The following is a 16,889-nucleotide window of genomic DNA, read 5'->3' as shown; positions in this document are numbered from 1 at the left end:
CCCGACAAAAAACACCCATAAAAAAACCCGGCCAAAAGGCCGGGCTCTTTATAAGTGAAGACGCCGGATTAGACCAGCTTCTCCAACTCAGGAACGGCTTCGAACAAGTCCGCCACCAGGCCGTAATCGGCCACCTGGAAGATCGGCGCTTCTTCGTCCTTGTTGATCGCAACGATCACTTTGGAGTCTTTCATGCCGGCCAGGTGCTGGATCGCACCGGAGATACCGACCGCGATGTACAGCTGTGGCGCAACGATCTTGCCGGTCTGGCCGACCTGCATGTCGTTCGGCACGAAGCCTGCGTCCACTGCCGCGCGGGAAGCGCCGACAGCAGCACCCAGCTTGTCAGCCAGGGCGTACAGGTGCTTGAAGTTGTCGCCGTTCTGCATGCCGCGACCGCCGGAAACGACGATCTTGGCAGCGGTCAGCTCAGGGCGATCGGACTTGGCCAGCTCTTCGCCAACGAAGCTCGACTTGCCTGCATCGTGAGCGGCGCCAACGGCTTCGACAGCAGCCGAACCACCTTCAGCGGCAACGGCGTCGAAGCCGGTGGCACGCACGGTGATGACTTTCACCGCAGCCGAGGACTGCACAGTGGCGATGGCGTTACCGGCATAGATCGGACGCTTGAAAGTATCGGCGCTTTCGACCGAGATGATCTCGGAGATCTGGTCAACGTCCAGCTGGGCGGCAACCCGCGGCAGGATGTTTTTGCCGTTGGAGGTCGCGGCAGCCAGGATGTGGCTGTAGCCAGCGCCCAGTTCGGCGACCAGCGGCGCAACGTTTTCCGGCAGTTGGTGAGCGTAGGCGGCATTGTCGGCCACCAGCACTTTGGCCACGCCAGCGACTTTGGCGGCGGCTTCAGCCACAGCGCCAACGCCCTGACCGGCAACCAGCACATGAATGTCACCACCGATTTTGGCGGCGGCGGCAACGGTGTTCAGGGTGGCCGGAGCCAGCGCCTTGTTATCGTGTTCGGCGATTACCAAGATAGTCATGATCAGATTACCTTCGCTTCGTTTTTCAGTTTCTCGACCAGTTCAGCCACCGACTTGACCTTGATACCCGCGCTGCGTGCAGCCGGCGCTTCGACTTTCAGGGTCTTGTTGGTGGAGGCGGTGGAAACGCCCAAAGCATCAGGAGTCAGCGTTTCAAGCGGCTTCTTCTTGGCTTTCATGATGTTTGGCAGAGACGCGTAGCGCGGCTCGTTCAGACGCAGGTCGGTGGTGACGATGGCTGGCAGGTTCAGTGCAACGGTCTGCAGGCCGCCATCGATTTCGCGAGTGACATCGACCTTGTCGCCGGACACTTCGACCTTGGAGGCGAAGGTGCCTTGAGCGTAACCGCTCAGGGCCGCCAGCATCTGGCCGGTCTGGTTGTTGTCGCTATCGATGGCCTGTTTGCCAAGGATCACCAGCTGTGGCTGTTCCTTGTCGACCACCGCCTTGAGCAGCTTGGCCACGGCCAGGGAGTTCAACTCTTCAGCGGACTCGACGAGGATTGCGCGATCGGCACCCAGTGCCAGGGCGGTACGCAGTTGCTCTTGAGCAGTAGCAGGACCGATGGAGACGACGACGATTTCAGTCGCTACACCTTTCTCTTTCAGGCGTACCGCTTCTTCCACTGCGATTTCGCAGAAAGGGTTCATCGACATCTTGACGTTGGCGAGGTCGACGCCGGAGTTGTCCGCTTTGACGCGAACCTTGACGTTATAGTCGACCACTCGTTTGACAGCTACAAGAACCTTCATGGATTCCTCGTTACTCTCCGGTGAAAAGAAAGTCGCCTAGGCGAGAACCTGGCGGTTGATGCTCATCGGCACAAGGGCACCTCCAAAAACGCTGGCGTAGATAAAGGATGACCTTGCTCACGGGAGTGATGACCGTTGGTCAGTGGTGACCGGCGAGTCATTCATTATCGCGGCGTGTAAACTGCGCACTTTCAAGCTGCGCGGCGCATCACCTTTACTGCCTTTGCCCTGTCTTTAGAGGTGCTCTTGAAACCAACAGTCAGCCTACGGCGAGCGCAAAACCGACCGTATCTTGACCGGAACGCCTTTTCTGGTCAATACGGCAAAATAGCCGTTTATAAGCCGCGCTTCTTTGATTTATCTGGGCTGCAGCAATTTCAAACAAACGTTTGTATTGGACGCTGAGAGTGGTGTAGATATAATGCGCCGCCCAGAGAGAAAGGTCGGCCATCCCCTCTCCTCCCGCCATTTGCGACGGGAGAAAGCGCGGATGCAATGCCAAACCTCCAATTAGAAAAAACCGTTGAGCCTTGAGTAGGAGATAGCCTAGTGGAACGCGAATACATGGAATTCGACGTGGTCATCGTCGGTGCCGGCCCCGCAGGCTTGTCCGCCGCTTGCCGCCTTAAGCAGAAGGCCGCTGAAGCCGGCAAGGAAATCAGCGTCTGCGTGGTCGAGAAAGGCTCCGAAGTCGGTGCTCACATCCTTTCCGGTGCCGTGTTCGAACCACGGGCCCTGAATGAACTGTTCCCGGACTGGAAGGAACTGGGCGCTCCGCTCAACACTCCGGTGACCCGCGACGACATCTATGTCCTGCGCAGCGGCGAAACCTCCACCAAGGTTCCCGACTTCTTTGTGCCCAAGACCATGCACAACGAAGGCAACTACATCATCTCCCTGGGCAACCTGTGCCGCTGGCTGGCCCAGCAAGCCGAGAACCTGGGCGTGGAAATCTACCCGGGCTTCGCCGCCCAGGAAGCCCTGATCGACGAAAACGGCGTGGTCCGCGGGATTCTTACCGGCGACATGGGCGTCGACCGTGAAGGTCATCCAAAAGACGGCATGTACACCCCCGGCATGGAACTGCGCGGCAAATACACCCTGTTCGCCGAAGGCTGCCGCGGCCATATCGGCAAGCAGCTGATCAAGCGCTTCAACCTGGACAGCGACGCCGACGCCCAGCACTACGGCATCGGCCTCAAGGAAATCTGGGAAATCGATCCGGCCAAGCACCAACCAGGCCTGGTGGTGCACACCGCCGGCTGGCCGCTGGACATCATGAGCAACGAGAACACCGGCGGCTCCTTCCTCTATCACCTGGAGAACAACCAGGTGGTGGTGGGCCTGATCGTCGACCTGTCCTACGCCAACACCTACCTGTCGCCGTTCGACGAGTTCCAGCGCCTCAAGCATCACCCGGTGCTCAAGCAGTACCTGGAAGGCGGCAAGCGCATCAGCTATGGCGCACGCGCACTGGCCAAGGGCGGCATCAATTCGCTGCCGAAGATGGTGTTCAAGGGCGGTGCGCTGATCGGCTGCGACCTGGGCACCATGAACGTGGCCAAGATCAAGGGCAGCCACACCGCCATGAAGTCCGGCATGCTCGCCGCCGACGCCGTGGCCGACTCGCTGTTCGCCGGCTCCGAAGGCGCCGACGAGCTCAAGAGCTACGTCGACTCGTTCAAGTCCAGCTGGCTGTATGAAGAACTGTTCGCCAGCCGCAACTTCGGCCCGGCCATGCACAAGTTCGGCCCGATCATCGGTGCCGGCTTCAACTGGATGGACCAGAACCTCTTTGGCGGCAAGCTGCCCTTCACCCTGCACGACACCAAGCCGGACTACGCCTGCCTGAAGCTGGCCAAGGACTGCGCGAAGATCGACTACCCGAAACCCGACGGCAAACTCAGCTTCGACAAATTGAGCTCGGTGTTCATCTCCGGTACCAACCATGAAGAAGAACAGCCGTGCCACCTGAAGCTGACCGACCCGAGCATCCCGCTGGGCCGCAACCTGCCGCTGTACGATGAACCGGCCCAACGCTACTGCCCGGCCGGCGTGTATGAGGTGATCACACAGGAAGATGGCGAGAAGCGCTTCCAGATCAACGCGCAGAACTGCGTGCACTGCAAGACCTGCGACATCAAGGACCCGGCCCAGAACATCACCTGGGTCACGCCGGAAGGTGCCGGCGGCCCGACCTACCCGAACATGTAAGTCGCCACGCCATGAAAGAGGCCCCCGATATGGGGGCCTTTTTCATGCCCGGCATTCGCCGACCCTGCAGCCTGTGAAAGCCGGCTTGCCGGCAAAAACGCACCCTCAAGCCTGGTAACGGCTCACGGGCGCCGTCGCTGCCAAGCTAGCGCCAAGGGGATTGGCACTCAGGCCGCGCGCTCTTCGCCGGGGTTGCGTTCGAAGTAGCGCTTGTACTCGCGACTGAACTGCGAGGTGCTCTGGTAGCCCACCCGATGCGCTACCTGGGCCACGCCCAGTCCTTCACCCAGCAGCAACTGCTGGGCCTTGAGCAGGCGCAGGCGCTTGAGGTACTGCACCGGCGACAGCAAGGTGCTGCGCTTGAAATGCTCGTGGAAGGTCGAAGTGCTCATATTGGCGCAACGGGCCAGGGTCTCGACGCTCAGGGGCTCGGTGTAATGCTCGTGCAGATGATTGAGCGATGCCGCGACCCGGGCGAAATGCCCCTGCTGCTCCACCAGCGCCCGCAGGGCATCGGCCTGGGGCCCACGCAGGGCAGCAAAGAGCAGCTCGCGCACTCTGGACGCGCCCATGACTTTGCACTCCAGAGGATCGTGCAGACAGCGCAGTAGCCGTTCCACACAACCACGCATGCTGTCATCGAGCACCGCCGAGGTCATGGACTCCAGGGTCTGCGCCGAAGCGGCCCGGCCTTCGGTGATGCCCATGGCCAGCACCAACTCGCTGAGGACCGCCCGGTCGATGGCGATGGAAATGCCCAGCAGCGGCGCATCGGGCATAGCGAAGGTTTCACACTCGAAGGGCACCGACAGGGCCTGGATCAGGTAGTGCCCGGCGCCGTACTCCAGGGTCCGCGTGCCCAGATAGGCCAGTTTGCTGCCCTGGACAATGATCATCAGGCTCGGCTCATAGATCTGCGGGCCGCGCGCCACATCGCAGCTGGCCCTCAGCACCTGGACCCCAGGCAAGTCGGTAGCCACGAAACCATCTCGGCTGGCAAGAGGCCGGATCAGCGAAACCAGGGTGGCATTGGCGTCCAGATGACGGGTCAGCAGCATGGGAAAAACTTCACGGAAAAAGGGATGAAAACATCATCGCAGGTCTGTCCGCCAATGCCGCGTGAAAACCGCCAACGACGGAGGAATAGGCATGACATGCCGAGGAATCGCCATGGTTGGCCCCGGGCTCGACGCCGAGAATGCCCCGCCTCAATCGTCAGCGTTTTCGCGAGGTCCATCATGTACACCGCCATCGGTTATGCCGCCCAGTCGGCCACCACTCCCCTCGCCCCCATGCGCTTCCAGCGCCGCAGCCCGCGCCCGGACGACGTTGCCATCGAGATCCTCTACTGCGGCGTCTGTCACTCCGACATCCACCAGGCCCGCAACGAATGGGGCATCGCCGTGTACCCGCTGATGCCGGGCCACGAGATCGTCGGCAAGGTCACCGCGGTCGGCGCCAACGTCAGCAAGCACAAGGTCGGCGACCTGGTGGGCGTAGGCTGCATGGTGGATTCCTGCCGCCACTGCGAAGCCTGCGCCGCGGATCTGGAGCAGTACTGCCTGCAAGGCCCGACCATGACCTACTCCACCCCGGACCGGGTCGACGGCAGCAACACCATGGGCGGCTACTCCGACAGCATCGTGGTCAGCGAGCACTTTGTCGTGCGCATCCCCGAGAAACTCGACCTGGCCAGCGCCGCGCCGATTCTCTGCGCCGGCATCACCACCTACTCGCCGCTCAAGCACTACGGGGTCAAACCCGGCGACAAGGTGGGAATTCTCGGCATGGGCGGCCTGGGCCACATGGGCATCAAGTTCGCCAAGGCCCTGGGCGCCGAAGTGACCCTGTTCACCCGCTCGGCGAGCAAGGCCGAAGAAGCGCGGCGCCAGGGCGCCGATCACGTGATCGTGTCCACCGACGCGGCGCAGATGCAGTCGGTGGCCGGGCATTTCGACTTCCTGCTGGACACCATTCCGGTGCCCCACGACCTCAACCCCTACCTCGATACCCTGCGCTTTGATGGCGTGCACATTCTGGTGGGCCTGATCGAGCCGGTGGACCCGGCGCTGCACGCGGGCAAGCTGGTGATGAGCCGCAGGGTACTGGCCGGCTCGCTGATCGGCGGCATCGCCGAAACCCAGGAGGTGCTGGACTTCTGCGCCGAACACGGCATCAGCTGCGATATCGAAATGCTCGACATCCGCCAGATCAATGAAGCCTTTGAGCGCATGATCAAGGGCGATGTGAAGTACCGCTTCGTGATCGACATGGCGAGCCTGAAGAGCTGAATCCCGGCGTCATGCAGACCCGGCTTGGCGGTGGCAGGCGCTCCATGGAGCGGCCTTGGCCGGCAAGCCGGCTCCTGCGCGCAGGTATCCGCGAACAGCGGCTGTGTCAGCCGCGGGCAAAGGCGCGCAGTACTTCACCGTCCATGCGGTACTTGACCCACTCTTCCTGGGGCTGGGCCCCCAGGGACTTGTAGAACTGGATGGCCGGTTCGTTCCACTCCAGCACGCTCCATTCGAAGCGCCCGCAATCGTTGTCACAGGCGATCTGCGCCAAGTGCCGCAGCAGTTGCTTGCCCGCGCCGCCGCCGCGCTGTTCCGGAGTGATGTAGAGATCCTCCAGGTACAGGCAGTTGCTGCCCAACCATGTCGAGTAACTGAAGAAAAACACCGCGAAGCCGATCGGCTGCCCGTCCCGCAGGCAAATCAGGCCGTGGGCCGTGGCGCCCTCGCTGAACAGGCTGCGCTCGATGTCGGCAACACTGGCAATCACCTCATGACGTGCTCGCTCGTAGTCGGCAAGCTCGGTGATAAAGGCAAGAATCTGCGGGGCATCGCTGGGCAGTGCAGGACGGATTTCGACGGACATCGACGGTTCTCATGGCGGAATCAGGCGGCCATATTAGAACGACAGCCGAAAGACTTGCACGGGCATTTATGGGAATCGGCCAATCACCGATCATGCAGCACGCCGAACTGGATAAACTGGACCGCCGAATGCACTTTGCCCCCCTGCACAACCTGGCAGAAACCTTGCTGCCCCACGCCCTCGAACCTGCCAAAGACGGCTCCCATGACCTGTCCCACCTGCAACGGGTCTGGCACAACGTGCGACGCATTGTCGACGAAGAAGGCGGCGACCTCAGAGTGCTGCTGGCCGCCACCCTGCTCCACGATTGCGTGAGCGTGAAAAAAAACTCGCCCTTGCGCGCCCAGGCCTCACGCTTGTCGGCGGACAAGGCCCGAGGAATTCTCGCCCAGCTGGGCTGGAGCGACGCCGAGATCGAAGCGGTCGCTCACGCCATCGCCGCCCACAGCTTTTCCGCCGCCCTCGCCCCGGCCACCCTGGAAGCCAGGATCCTGCAGGACGCCGACCGCCTCGATGCCCTCGGCGCCCTGGGCGTGGCGCGCACCTTCTACGTTTCCGGCCGCCTGGGCCTGGCCCTCTACGACCCCGCCGATCCCACGGCCCGGCAGCGCGAACTCGATGATGCCCGCTTCACCCTGGATCACTTCCAGACCAAGCTGCTGCATTTGGCCGAAGGTTTCCAAACGTCCTGCGGCGCCCGCCTGGCGCAGATCCGCCATGCGCGCCTGCAACGCTTCAGGCAGGAATTGCTGGAGGAAATCGGCGAATGAGCCTGCGCGCCAACTCCGCTCGCGGCCAACCCTGAAACCACCAGGAACACAAGCAACCGGCGTCGCCATGGTCGGCTCCCGTCACCTCTCGGACTGGATCGGCGCCGCCCGCTCGGCGGCAGTGTTCGTCTGCCTCCTGGCGGTGACCAGTCTGGGCCTTGCCCTGCGCCGGGGTTCGGCCACAGCCTGCTGCTGTGGTGTTTGGCCTGACCCAGTGCCCAGGCCGGAGTTGCTTCCGCCAGGCGCCGTTCGAGGCATCGCGCAAGCCGAGCCGGCCTGCGCCGTGCACTCACTGGGGTTCCTGAGCCTGCAGCAACGCGTCCACTTCAGCATGGCCAGGTGCGGTGGCCGGACCACGGCGGGTCACGGCAATGGCCGCTGCGGCATTGGCTCGGCGAGCGGCCGCCAGTGGCTCAAGCCCCGCCGCCAGCCCTGCGACAAAGACTCCGGCATGGGCGTCGCCGGCGCCATTGCTGTCCAGCGCCTGGACCTTGAATCCGCCCACCTGCGCCAGCTGCCCCTGGCGTCCTATCCAGCAGCCCCGAGCACCGTCGCGCAGCAGCAGCAAAGCCGTGGGGGCCAGCCAGGCGCCAAGCCGCTGCAAGGCCAGCTCGATACTCGAACTGGCGGTAAAGCCCAAGGCTTCGGCGCGGTTACAGCTCCAGATATCGATACGCGGCAACAGGGCCGCCATCAGGGGGGAGTCGGGGGAGTCCACCAGAGGCCCCGGATCGAACATCACGGGCACCGAGCGCGGCAATGCCAGCAGCCAGTCGACCAGGGCTTGAGCCTTGCTCGCCTGCAGCAGGCTGTAGCCGCTGACATACAGATAGTCATCCGCCTGGACCCTGACCTCTGCCAGATCCTCGGCCGACAGTTCACCCTCGGCGCCGATATGGGAGATGAAGGTGCGCTCGGCCGAGGCATCGGTCAGGGCCACGCACACACCGGTATCGGCGCCCGGGCTGGGCGGCAGGCTCAGGCCAATGCCTTCTGCCTGCATCGCCGCTCGGGCCAGATCGCCAAAGCGCCCCTGGCCGTGGCGCCCCAGGTAGAGCACCGGCAAGCCATTGCGCGCCGCCGCGGCCATGACATTGAAGCCGCCGCCAGCCTCGAAGCTCGCCGACTGGGCCAGGACATCACCACCGGCAGCCGGCAGACGGTCCACGGCCATCACCAGGTCGACGATCACCTGCCCGCTATGGAGCAACCTAGGCATTGGCATTCTCGACAAAGGCCCCACGCCGGTCACGGGCTCCGCCCAGCAGAGCGTATCCACCGCCGGCCACCAGGAAGGTGACGATCCAGCCCAGGCCGTTATGCCCCAGCCAGGAATCGGCCAGCGGCCCGGTGAACCAGACGTCTTCTGCGGTGGTGCCGATGCTGGTGAAACAGAATCCCAGAATGATCGCCAGCACCCAGGCACCGAACGCCCGCCACTCGATCCCGCCCTGGTACCAGTAAGCACTGCTCGGCCCGACATTCAACAAATCATCGGCGCTGTAGTAATGGCGATGGATAAGGTCCACCACGAAGATCCCCACCCAGGCAGTGATCGGCACCGCCAGCAGAGAAATGAAGCTGATAAAGGGCCCGTAGAAGCTGTCGGCAATCAGCATGAAGTAGATCGAGCCGAGGAAGATCGCCACGATATCCACCAGCACCGCATAGACCCGCTTGACCTTGAGGCCCAGGGTCAGCGCGGTGAGACCGGCGGAATACACCGACAGGTTGTTGGACAGCAGCAGGCCACCAAAGGCCGCGATCAGGTAAGGCACGGCCATCCAGGTGGGCAGCATGTCGCGGATCGCGATGATCGGGTCCACCGCCGAAGCCAGGTGATCATTGCCCACCGACAGCAGGCCGCCCAGGGTGATCAGCAGCACCAGCGGGATACCGGCGCCGAATGCCGCCGAGGCCACCAGGCGCCCGGCCGTCACCGAGCGATGCTGGTAGCGCGACATGTCGGCCCCGGAGCTGGCCCAGCCGATCCCGGTACCGGCCGCCATGGTGCCGACCCCGATGATCATTGCGCTCACGGGGGCCGGCGCCGCATTGAACACCGCCGTCCAGTCGATGGTGGCGCAGAGGAAACCGCCCACCAGGACGTTCAGCGCACCAAAACCGTAAGTGGCCCACTTCTGGATCACCAGCAAGGTGGCGTGGCCCAGGCCGGAGACGCTCAGGGTCATCAGGACGAAGATGCCGATGAACAGCAGGGTCAGCAGCGGCGCGTCCTTGGCCGAAGCCGGGGTCTGGAACAGGATCGAACTCAGGGACAGCAGGACAAAGGCTGCCGTGGTGGTATTCACCGTTTCCCAGCCGACCCGCGACAGCATCGACACCAGGGTCGGCCCGATGTTGCCACGCACGCCGAAGATCGCCCGGGACAGGGTCAGGCTGGGGGCCCGACCGCGGCGGCCGGCCACGGAGATCAGGCCAACCACGGCGAACGAGCCCACTGAACCGAGGATCGCCACCAGCAGCACCTGCCAGATCGACAAGCCACGAAACGCCACCAGCGTCGCCCCGAGGGGCAAGCCGAGAATGCTGATATTGGCCGCGAACCAGACCCAGAACAACTGCAACGGATGACCGTTGCACTCGGCCTCGGGAACCGGCTCGATACCGCGGGTTTCCAGTTGCCCGGCGCCTGAGCCGACCGTCGATGAACTCATGAATGAAACTCCTGTTGCCGTTATTGGGGTGTCTGGCAATTTCGGAAGTCACAGAACAATCCGGCATTCCTGGCCGTGTTCCAGCTTTCCCTAGCGATCGGCAGTATGGCCGAAAGGTATAGCGAGCCTGGGGCTCGGTACTGGGTGCGACGACTTAACGCAGCGCCAGCAACGCTTCTACCAGAGGTAGCAGGTCCAGTTCATTGACCTGTTGCACCTGATGGATCAACTCTGCGGGCCAGGCCTCCAAACCCAGGCAGGCGCCCAGCATGGCGCCGAGAATCGCCGCGATGGTGTCGGTGTCGCCGCCAAGACCGGCGGCCATGCACAGTGCCTCGAAGGCTTCAAGCTGCCCGAGGGCAACCTGCCGGGCCAGGGCGAAACTGACCACCACCGACTCCTGGGAGGCCACCGAGGTACCGATCAGTTCATACAGCATTCGTGCAAATGCTTGCTTGTCGCCTTCAATCCTCAGGGTGCCGGCCCACTCCAGGCGCGCCGCGATGGTGGCCCCGGCCACCCAGTGGCCATGAGCCTGTGCCTGGCGGGCAAACTGTACCCCCAGGGGCAGGGCCTCGATCAGCGAGGCGCCATTGATGCCGGCGGACACCACCGCCGCTACCGCCGCCGCGCTGGCGATTCCCAGGCTGGTGTTATGCGTGACCTGACAGGCTTCGACCACCGCCTGGACAAAGCCTTGAGCACTGGCGACATCGGCGGCGATACCCACCGGCGTGATACGCATGGCGGCGCCATTGGTGGTGCCATAGCGCCCGGCCTCCTCCACCGATTCACCGGCGAGGATCATTTCAATGGCGCGTTTGGTGGAAGGGCCGAGCAGGTCCTGGGAGCCCTTGGCCTGCATCGCCGCCTCCCACTGGATCAGGCTCCGAGCCAGGGCCGCCGGATCGATCCGACCTTGGCCCTGAACCAGCAGGCGCCCTACCAGGATCGCTTGTTCGGTGTCGTCGGTGATCGAACCTGCGGGCAGGTTGGCAGCAATCGGCTGCGCGGGACCCGCATCTTCCAGCGTGCGGATCACACCGAAACGCTGGTGAATCTGTTCATGACTCAAGGATTGGGTCGGCATGCCCAGGGCATCGCCCAGGGCCAGACCATAGAAAGCGCCAAGTGCCCGCTGGAGCGGGCTCACCGCGACTCTCCAAATTGCAGGTGCATGCGGAAATGCTGCGGATCCAGCAGGCTCTCGACCTGTTCCATGAACCGCCCCTGGCGGTCATAGGTGGTGCGCAAGGCCTTGAGAAACACATCTCCCGGCGCCCGCCCGAGCAGCTGGGCATCTTCGGCGTTCAAGGGTTCGGCGCCGATCCATTGATCGCCGCGCTCGCCGATGTAGCCGTAGGCGGCCAGGGTAATGGTCAGGGAATCATCGATCAGGCCGACCCGGGGCAAGCCTTCCAGCTCGCCGGAGGCCGGGATCAGGGAACGTTCGAGGGACAGCACCCTGCCGTCGGTACTGCGCCGGCGGCGATCCAGGGCAATGAACTGCTCGGTGCCCAGGCGGTGCTTGAGCTCCGGTCGACGCACGGCCTCCAGGCGCAGTACCTCGGTGTTGACCAAAGCACCGCTCTCGGCCAGGGCCTGGGCCCAGCCGTGATGCTGATCCAGGGCAACGCCGTCGAAGGTGACGATGGACCCCACCCCGCTCTGCGTGGCGATGTAGTTGCGCCGCTTGAGCTCGGCCAGGGCTTCACGCAAGGTGCCACGACTGACACCAAACTCCCCGGCCAACTGGTGCTCTCCAGGCAGTTGGAAGCCGTCTTCCAGCAGACCGCTTTCAATGCGCCGGATCAGCTCGTCGACCACTCTTGTTTTCTTATCGAATCGAACATGTTTAGGCATGTCCGGCTTGATACATGAAACCCCGGATCAAGATCAAGAAATATCTCGAAATCGAAATTGAAATGTCTTTAGGGCTCAAGGCCAATGGGGAAGAACACCCCAGCACTCCACACGCCCAGCCAGCGCTGGCCATCGAGAACGCGAGTCTGCGCAAGCTCCACCAACTGGTAGAACACATTGCGATGGATCAGCGCCTCAAGGTTGTTTCGAACCAGAACATAGGGCGCAGGCTCCTGGGTCAGCGGATCGATCACCACCCGCAACGGATGCTCGACGTTGGCCACCACCTGCTCGTCGACATTACTGGTGAAGCGCAGCACCTGTGCCTCACCCTGCCCTTCGACCTCCAGGGTCACGGCGACGAAAGGGGCGTCGTCGACCTTGATGCCCACCTTCTCCACCGGGGTAACAAGGAAGTAGTCGTCGCCATCGCGGCGGATGATGGTGGAGAACAGCTTGACCATCGGCTTGCGACCGATAGGGGAGCCCAGGTAGTACCAGGTGCCATCACGGGCGATACGCATGTCGATATCGCCACAGAAATCGGGATTCCACAGGTGGACCGGCGGCAGGCCCTTCTCGGCCTTGGGAATCTGTGCCAACAGGTCGTTGGCCTTGCCTGGACCACTCATACCGCTCTCCTCGTTCAATCAGTCGCTCAGGCCCAGCAAACCGCGAGCATATTGCTGCAGCGGTGGGCCCAGCAGATCCTGGGGCTTGTTGTCGTGGAGCGTCAGTAATCCGCCACGACTGCGAATACGGGCCGTATCGATCAGGTACTGGGTACTGGTTTCGATCAGCATGATCTGGATGGTACTGGTATCGAGCCCAAGGCGATCCACCGCCTCCTGGTCCAGCCACTCATCGGAGTTGCCGATGCGATCGTCGGCCTTGGCGAAACGAGCGTAGAGCAAATAGTGGGCGCCCACTTCCCGGGCTTCGGCCATGGCTTCGTTCAAGCCCTCGGGCGCTTTGGCCCGGCGCACCATGGGGAAATACTCGACAAAACCGTTGAACGCCTCTTCGGCCACCACGTTGGGTCGAGGATAAGCACCGCCCGGCGGCACAAAGTGTCCCTGGGCGATGAAAATGAACGAATCCGGCTGAATGCGGAATGAACTGGTACGCCGGGTATCGCTGTGATCGAGCACTCCCGCATCGCTCAGGTGATAGCGCACCCCCTCGCCCATATCACTGACATTCATGCAGCCGCCGAGTGCCAAAAAGGCCAGCAGCAAAACCAGGCTACGCATCCTACCCTCCAAAAACCGGTGACGGAAAACCGGCGAATTGCCACGAGATGCAGCTTCCGCGCCAGCTAGGCAAATGGAGGAAACTCCAGCGCCACCCGATCTAGCCGCCGATGATTTTCATCACCGTGGCGCCACCGGAAAAGGCCAGGTCCTGCTTGTCGCCCAGGGCCTTGACCAGCAAACGCTGGAGCGCCGGCAAGGCTTGATGGCGCGGCTTGTCCAGCAGGTCGCCAACATAGTGGCGATTGCTTGACGACAGGCAGCCGTGCAACCAACCGGTAGAGGACAGCCGCAGGCGCGAACAGGTCCGGCAGAACGGCACGCTTTCGTTGGCAATCACGCCGAAATAACCGAGCCCGGGAATCTCGTAGCGCACCGCGGTCGCATCCAGCGGGGCATCGGCCTGGAGGTACTCATAGTGCTGGCCGATGATCTCCAGCAGTTGCTGCAGACTGACAAACTGCTGCAGGAAGGCATTGCCATCGCTGGCCAGGTGCCCCATGCGCATCAGTTCAATGAAGCGCAGCTCGTAGCCACGCTCCAGGCAGTAATCGAGCAGGGGCATGACCTGGTCCAGGTTCTGACCGCGCAACGGCACCATGTTGACCTTGATCTTCAGCCCGGCCGCGCGTGCCTGCTGCATGCCATCGAGCACGCTGGCCAGATCGCCACCCCGGGCGATGCTGCGAAAAGCCGCGGCATCCAGGGTATCCAGAGAAACATTGATCCGGCGGATCCCCGCCTCCACCAGCAATGGCAGCTTGCGTGCCAGCAACTGGCCGTTGGTGGTCAGGCTGATGTCTTCCAGCCCCATGCGCCCGACTGCGGCCATGAAGGCTTCCAGCTTGGGACTGACCAGCGGTTCACCGCCGGTGATGCGCAGCCGTTCAATACCGGCCGCTTCAATCAGATACGCCACGCCGCGAGCCATCGCCTCGGCCGACAACTCGTCCTGGGCAGCTACCAGCCGCTTGCCGTTGGGCACGCAGTAGGTACAGGCGTAATTGCAGGCGGACGTCAGGCTGATCCGCAAATTGCGAAAGCGCCTGCCTTGACGATCAACGATCATGGATAACTCCGGCGTAGGAAGGGAGAACCGGCCAAAACCTGACTCAAAAATCAGGTTCTGGCAAGTCCCATGCCTGAGTATATTCCTCGGACACTGCGCCATACAGATGGTCGATGGCGCAATACAGCGGCTGAATGCCTTAGCTGTTCGAGGTGTCGGGGTCGCGCTTGCGCTTGTTGCCCATGCGCACGCCGATATCCATCAGGAACTGGAAGAAGCCTTCCTGGTCCTCGAGCACATTGCTCCAGAACGGCGAGTGGTACAGCGCCACCGCGCCATGCACCAGCGCCCAAGAGGCGCAGTAGTGGAAGTAAGGCGGTACGTCTTCGAGCTTGCCTTCACTGATACGGCCCTTGATCAGCAAGGTCAGGCGATCGAAGTTGGAAGCGCGGATCTTGTGCAGCTCCTCGACCATTTCCGGCACCTGATTGCCCTTGACCACCTTCTCTTCCAGGCGGTCGAACAGCCGGTAGCGCTGCGGGTCGCGCATGCGAAATTCGAAGTAGGCCCTGGACAGGGCTTCCTTGTCCTTGTCGACATCGGCAGAGTGCAGTAGCTCGTTCAGGTCACGCTCATAGTCGAGCATCAGGCGCAGGTAGATCTCCGCCTTGGACTTGAAATGCTTGTAGATGGTCCCTTTGCCGATACCCACGGCATCCGCAATCATCTCGACGGTGACACTGTCTTCACCTTGTTCGAGGAACAGCTTGAGCGCGGTATCGAGAATTTCTTGCTCGCGGCGACGAAACTCACGGACCTTACGAGGTTCTTTCTGCATAAGAAAAGGTCTGTTCGGGGTCAAAATCGAAGCCGCGTATTATGCCTAACTTGCGCCAAAATGCACGGATCATCCTTCGTTGCAGCCGTTTCTGGCGCAAAAGCACGCCTGACACCCGCCCCTGAATGGGTTGCCAAAAGCTGGGAAATCCCGTGAATACGGGGCCGGCGCACGGTTCACATAGCAAACGCCCAAGGGCTTCGAGGCTCGGATCAGACCGCAAAGTCTAGACCTTTTCCATAACGGGTACCCGATCCCAACCTATGCCCCCTACTCGACGAAAACACATTCATGAGTCGCAATGACGTCATTACTCGTCAGCCTCGTTGCTTTATCGGGATTGGAAAAAGCCCTGAAAAGCATCGAAAAAGACATCGAGAAAGGGCGAACATTCTGAAAACGCCGTTGCCATTGATCAGGATCAGCCTGGGTGCTGGGCTAAACTGCAACAGCTTGTGTGCAAAACGCGCAACAACAGTCGTCGCTTTACCCTGAACTGCGCCAAAAACAGTGAAAAACAGCGGAACTTCAGGAATAAAAGCGCTGAACCTCGAAAAATGAGAACCCAAGCGAAGCGCGCGTATTCCAAATTTGTTTAAAAACCAAGCGGGGGCAACTGGACTGATTGCAATAGTGATCAATACTTCAACTGTCGGCGGGACATCTCCCCCAAGTGAAACGCCGATTTAGGTACCGATGGACCGCGTGCCTTAGTTTTACTCCTAATGGTCTTAACCCGGATTCACCCCCCAGAACCCGGGTTTTTTTTGCCTGTAATTCAGGCCATCCACTAACGGCTCAGGCCTCGCCCTTGACTCGAGCCAGGGGAAACAGGCGCTTGAAGTTGGCCGTGGTCTGTTCGGCAAAGGCCTCGTAGGCTTCGCCACGCAACATCGCCAGGAACTCCGCCACTTCACGCACGTACTGCGGCAGGTTGGGCTTGCCGCGATACGGGATGGGCGCCAGGTACGGCGAATCGGTTTCCACCAGCAGCCGATCGGCAGGCACCTGGCGAGCCACATCGCGCAGGGCATCGGCATTGCGGAAAGTGACGATACCCGACAGCGAGATATAGAACCCCAAATCCAGAGCCGCCCTGGCCATGTCCCAGTCCTCGGTGAAGCAATGCAGCACGCCGGCATTGGGCAATGCCGCTTCCCGCAGCAGCGCCAGGGTGTCGGCGCGGGCACCGCGGGTGTGCACCACCACCGGCTTGCCGGTCTGCTGCGCGGCCTGCAAATGCAAACGGAAAGACGCCTGCTGCAGCTCGGCCGCTTCCGGTTCGTAGTGATAGTCCAGACCGGTTTCGCCAATGGCCACCACTCGCGGGTGATTCAGTTCCTCCAGCAGCCAGTCCAGGGCCGGCGCCGCGCCGGGCTGCACGTCCAGCGGGTGCACCCCTACCGAGCAATCGACATCGTCGTAACGCTCGGCCAGGGCCTTGACGTCTGCGGCGTTGTCGGCGCTGACGCCAATGCACAGGAAGTGCCCGACACCGCGCTGGCGGGCAGCGGCCAGTGCCGCATCCAGGGAACCGGCATGGGCGGCGAGGTCGAGACGATCAAGGTGGCAATGGGAATCTACGAGCATGGGAGCCTACAACTACATCCGATCAATGAAAGGGCCGGGCATTGTCG

17 protein-coding genes are annotated in these 16,889 nt (G+C 62.1%); 3 read left to right on the top strand and 14 right to left on the bottom strand.

The annotated features are described in order from the left end of the window. Nucleotides 1-68: 68 nt before the first annotated feature. The 3 genes from DNK59_RS09210 to DNK59_RS09200 form a co-directional block, all read right to left on the bottom strand. A complete protein-coding gene (locus DNK59_RS09210) occupies nt 69-998 on the bottom strand; it encodes an electron transfer flavoprotein subunit alpha/FixB family protein (protein ID WP_047302861.1) in 930 nt (309 codons plus the stop codon). Between the two features lie 2 nt (nt 999-1,000). Beyond that, a complete protein-coding gene (locus DNK59_RS09205; protein ID WP_110723014.1) occupies nt 1,001-1,750 on the bottom strand; it encodes an electron transfer flavoprotein subunit beta/FixA family protein in 750 nt (249 codons plus the stop codon). A gap of 259 nt (nt 1,751-2,009) precedes the next feature. After that, a complete protein-coding gene (locus tag DNK59_RS09200) occupies nt 2,010-2,201 on the bottom strand; it encodes a hypothetical protein (RefSeq protein WP_016964459.1) in 192 nt (63 codons plus the stop codon). Nucleotides 2,202-2,299: 98 nt separating this feature from the next. Between DNK59_RS09200 and DNK59_RS09195 the strand changes: the two genes are divergently transcribed. Further along, nucleotides 2,300-3,964 carry an electron transfer flavoprotein-ubiquinone oxidoreductase gene (locus DNK59_RS09195; RefSeq protein ID WP_110723013.1) on the top strand — a complete coding sequence of 555 codons (1,665 nt, stop codon included), beginning with the start codon at nt 2,300-2,302 and terminating at the stop codon, nt 3,962-3,964. A gap of 167 nt (nt 3,965-4,131) precedes the next feature. On the opposite strand, the gene DNK59_RS09190 is transcribed toward DNK59_RS09195, so the two are convergent. Then, on the bottom strand, nt 4,132-5,022 hold the full coding sequence (locus DNK59_RS09190) for an AraC family transcriptional regulator (protein WP_092316762.1): 891 nt from the start codon (nt 5,020-5,022) through the stop codon (nt 4,132-4,134). A gap of 180 nt (nt 5,023-5,202) precedes the next feature. Between DNK59_RS09190 and DNK59_RS09185 the strand changes: the two genes are divergently transcribed. Beyond that, a complete protein-coding gene (locus DNK59_RS09185; protein WP_110723012.1) occupies nt 5,203-6,255 on the top strand; it encodes an NAD(P)-dependent alcohol dehydrogenase in 1,053 nt (350 codons plus the stop codon). A 106-nt stretch (nt 6,256-6,361) separates the two neighbouring features. On the opposite strand, the gene DNK59_RS09180 is transcribed toward DNK59_RS09185, so the two are convergent. Then, nucleotides 6,362-6,841 carry a GNAT family N-acetyltransferase gene (locus DNK59_RS09180; protein ID WP_016964463.1) on the bottom strand — a complete coding sequence of 160 codons (480 nt, stop codon included), beginning with the start codon at nt 6,839-6,841 and terminating at the stop codon, nt 6,362-6,364. A 128-nt stretch (nt 6,842-6,969) separates the two neighbouring features. On the opposite strand from DNK59_RS09180, the gene DNK59_RS09175 reads away from it, so the two are divergent. Continuing rightward, nucleotides 6,970-7,611, top strand: coding sequence for an HD domain-containing protein (locus DNK59_RS09175; protein WP_110723162.1), 642 nt, complete (start codon nt 6,970-6,972; stop codon nt 7,609-7,611). 289 nt (nt 7,612-7,900) lie between these two features. Here the strand turns inward: DNK59_RS09175 and DNK59_RS09170 are convergent, their stop codons facing one another. From DNK59_RS09170 to DNK59_RS09130, 9 genes are all read right to left on the bottom strand, one after another. Further along, nucleotides 7,901-8,830, bottom strand: a complete 930-nt coding sequence (locus DNK59_RS09170) for a PfkB family carbohydrate kinase (protein WP_110723011.1) — start codon at nt 8,828-8,830, stop codon at nt 7,901-7,903. Next, a complete protein-coding gene (locus tag DNK59_RS09165) occupies nt 8,823-10,289 on the bottom strand; it encodes a cytosine permease (RefSeq protein ID WP_092316770.1) in 1,467 nt (488 codons plus the stop codon). The genes DNK59_RS09170 and DNK59_RS09165 overlap by 8 nt, the downstream gene beginning before the upstream one ends. A 154-nt stretch (nt 10,290-10,443) precedes the next feature. Continuing rightward, nucleotides 10,444-11,442, bottom strand: coding sequence for an ADP-ribosylglycohydrolase family protein (locus DNK59_RS09160; protein ID WP_110723010.1), 999 nt, complete (start codon nt 11,440-11,442; stop codon nt 10,444-10,446). Further along, a complete protein-coding gene (locus tag DNK59_RS09155; RefSeq protein WP_092316774.1) occupies nt 11,439-12,152 on the bottom strand; it encodes a GntR family transcriptional regulator in 714 nt (237 codons plus the stop codon). The genes DNK59_RS09160 and DNK59_RS09155 overlap by 4 nt, the downstream gene beginning before the upstream one ends. Nucleotides 12,153-12,220: 68 nt before the next feature. Next, complete coding sequence (locus tag DNK59_RS09150) at nt 12,221-12,784, bottom strand: DUF1285 domain-containing protein (RefSeq protein WP_092316776.1); 564 nt, start codon at nt 12,782-12,784, stop codon at nt 12,221-12,223. Nucleotides 12,785-12,802: 18 nt separating this feature from the next. Further along, nucleotides 12,803-13,405, bottom strand: coding sequence for a DUF4823 domain-containing protein (locus tag DNK59_RS09145; RefSeq protein WP_110723009.1), 603 nt, complete (start codon nt 13,403-13,405; stop codon nt 12,803-12,805). Nucleotides 13,406-13,505: 100 nt separating this feature from the next. After that, nucleotides 13,506-14,474 (bottom strand): GTP 3',8-cyclase MoaA, encoded by a 969-nt coding sequence (locus tag DNK59_RS09140; protein WP_110723008.1) that lies wholly within the window; start codon nt 14,472-14,474, stop codon nt 13,506-13,508. 139 nt (nt 14,475-14,613) lie between these two features. Continuing rightward, on the bottom strand, nt 14,614-15,252 hold the full coding sequence (locus tag DNK59_RS09135) for a TetR/AcrR family transcriptional regulator (RefSeq protein WP_092316782.1): 639 nt from the start codon (nt 15,250-15,252) through the stop codon (nt 14,614-14,616). 798 nt (nt 15,253-16,050) lie between these two features. After that, nucleotides 16,051-16,842: a TatD family hydrolase gene (locus DNK59_RS09130; RefSeq protein ID WP_110723007.1), complete on the bottom strand. Its 792-nt coding sequence runs from the start codon at nt 16,840-16,842 to the stop codon at nt 16,051-16,053. Between the last annotated feature and the right edge of the window lie 47 nt (nt 16,843-16,889).

It is taken from the genome of Pseudomonas sp. TKO26 (genome assembly GCF_003225665.1).
Taxonomy (GTDB): domain Bacteria; phylum Pseudomonadota; class Gammaproteobacteria; order Pseudomonadales; family Pseudomonadaceae; genus Aquipseudomonas; species Aquipseudomonas saponiphila.
Note: the sequence above shows the minus strand (reverse complement) of the source record. Positions and strands in the feature narration are given on the sequence as shown.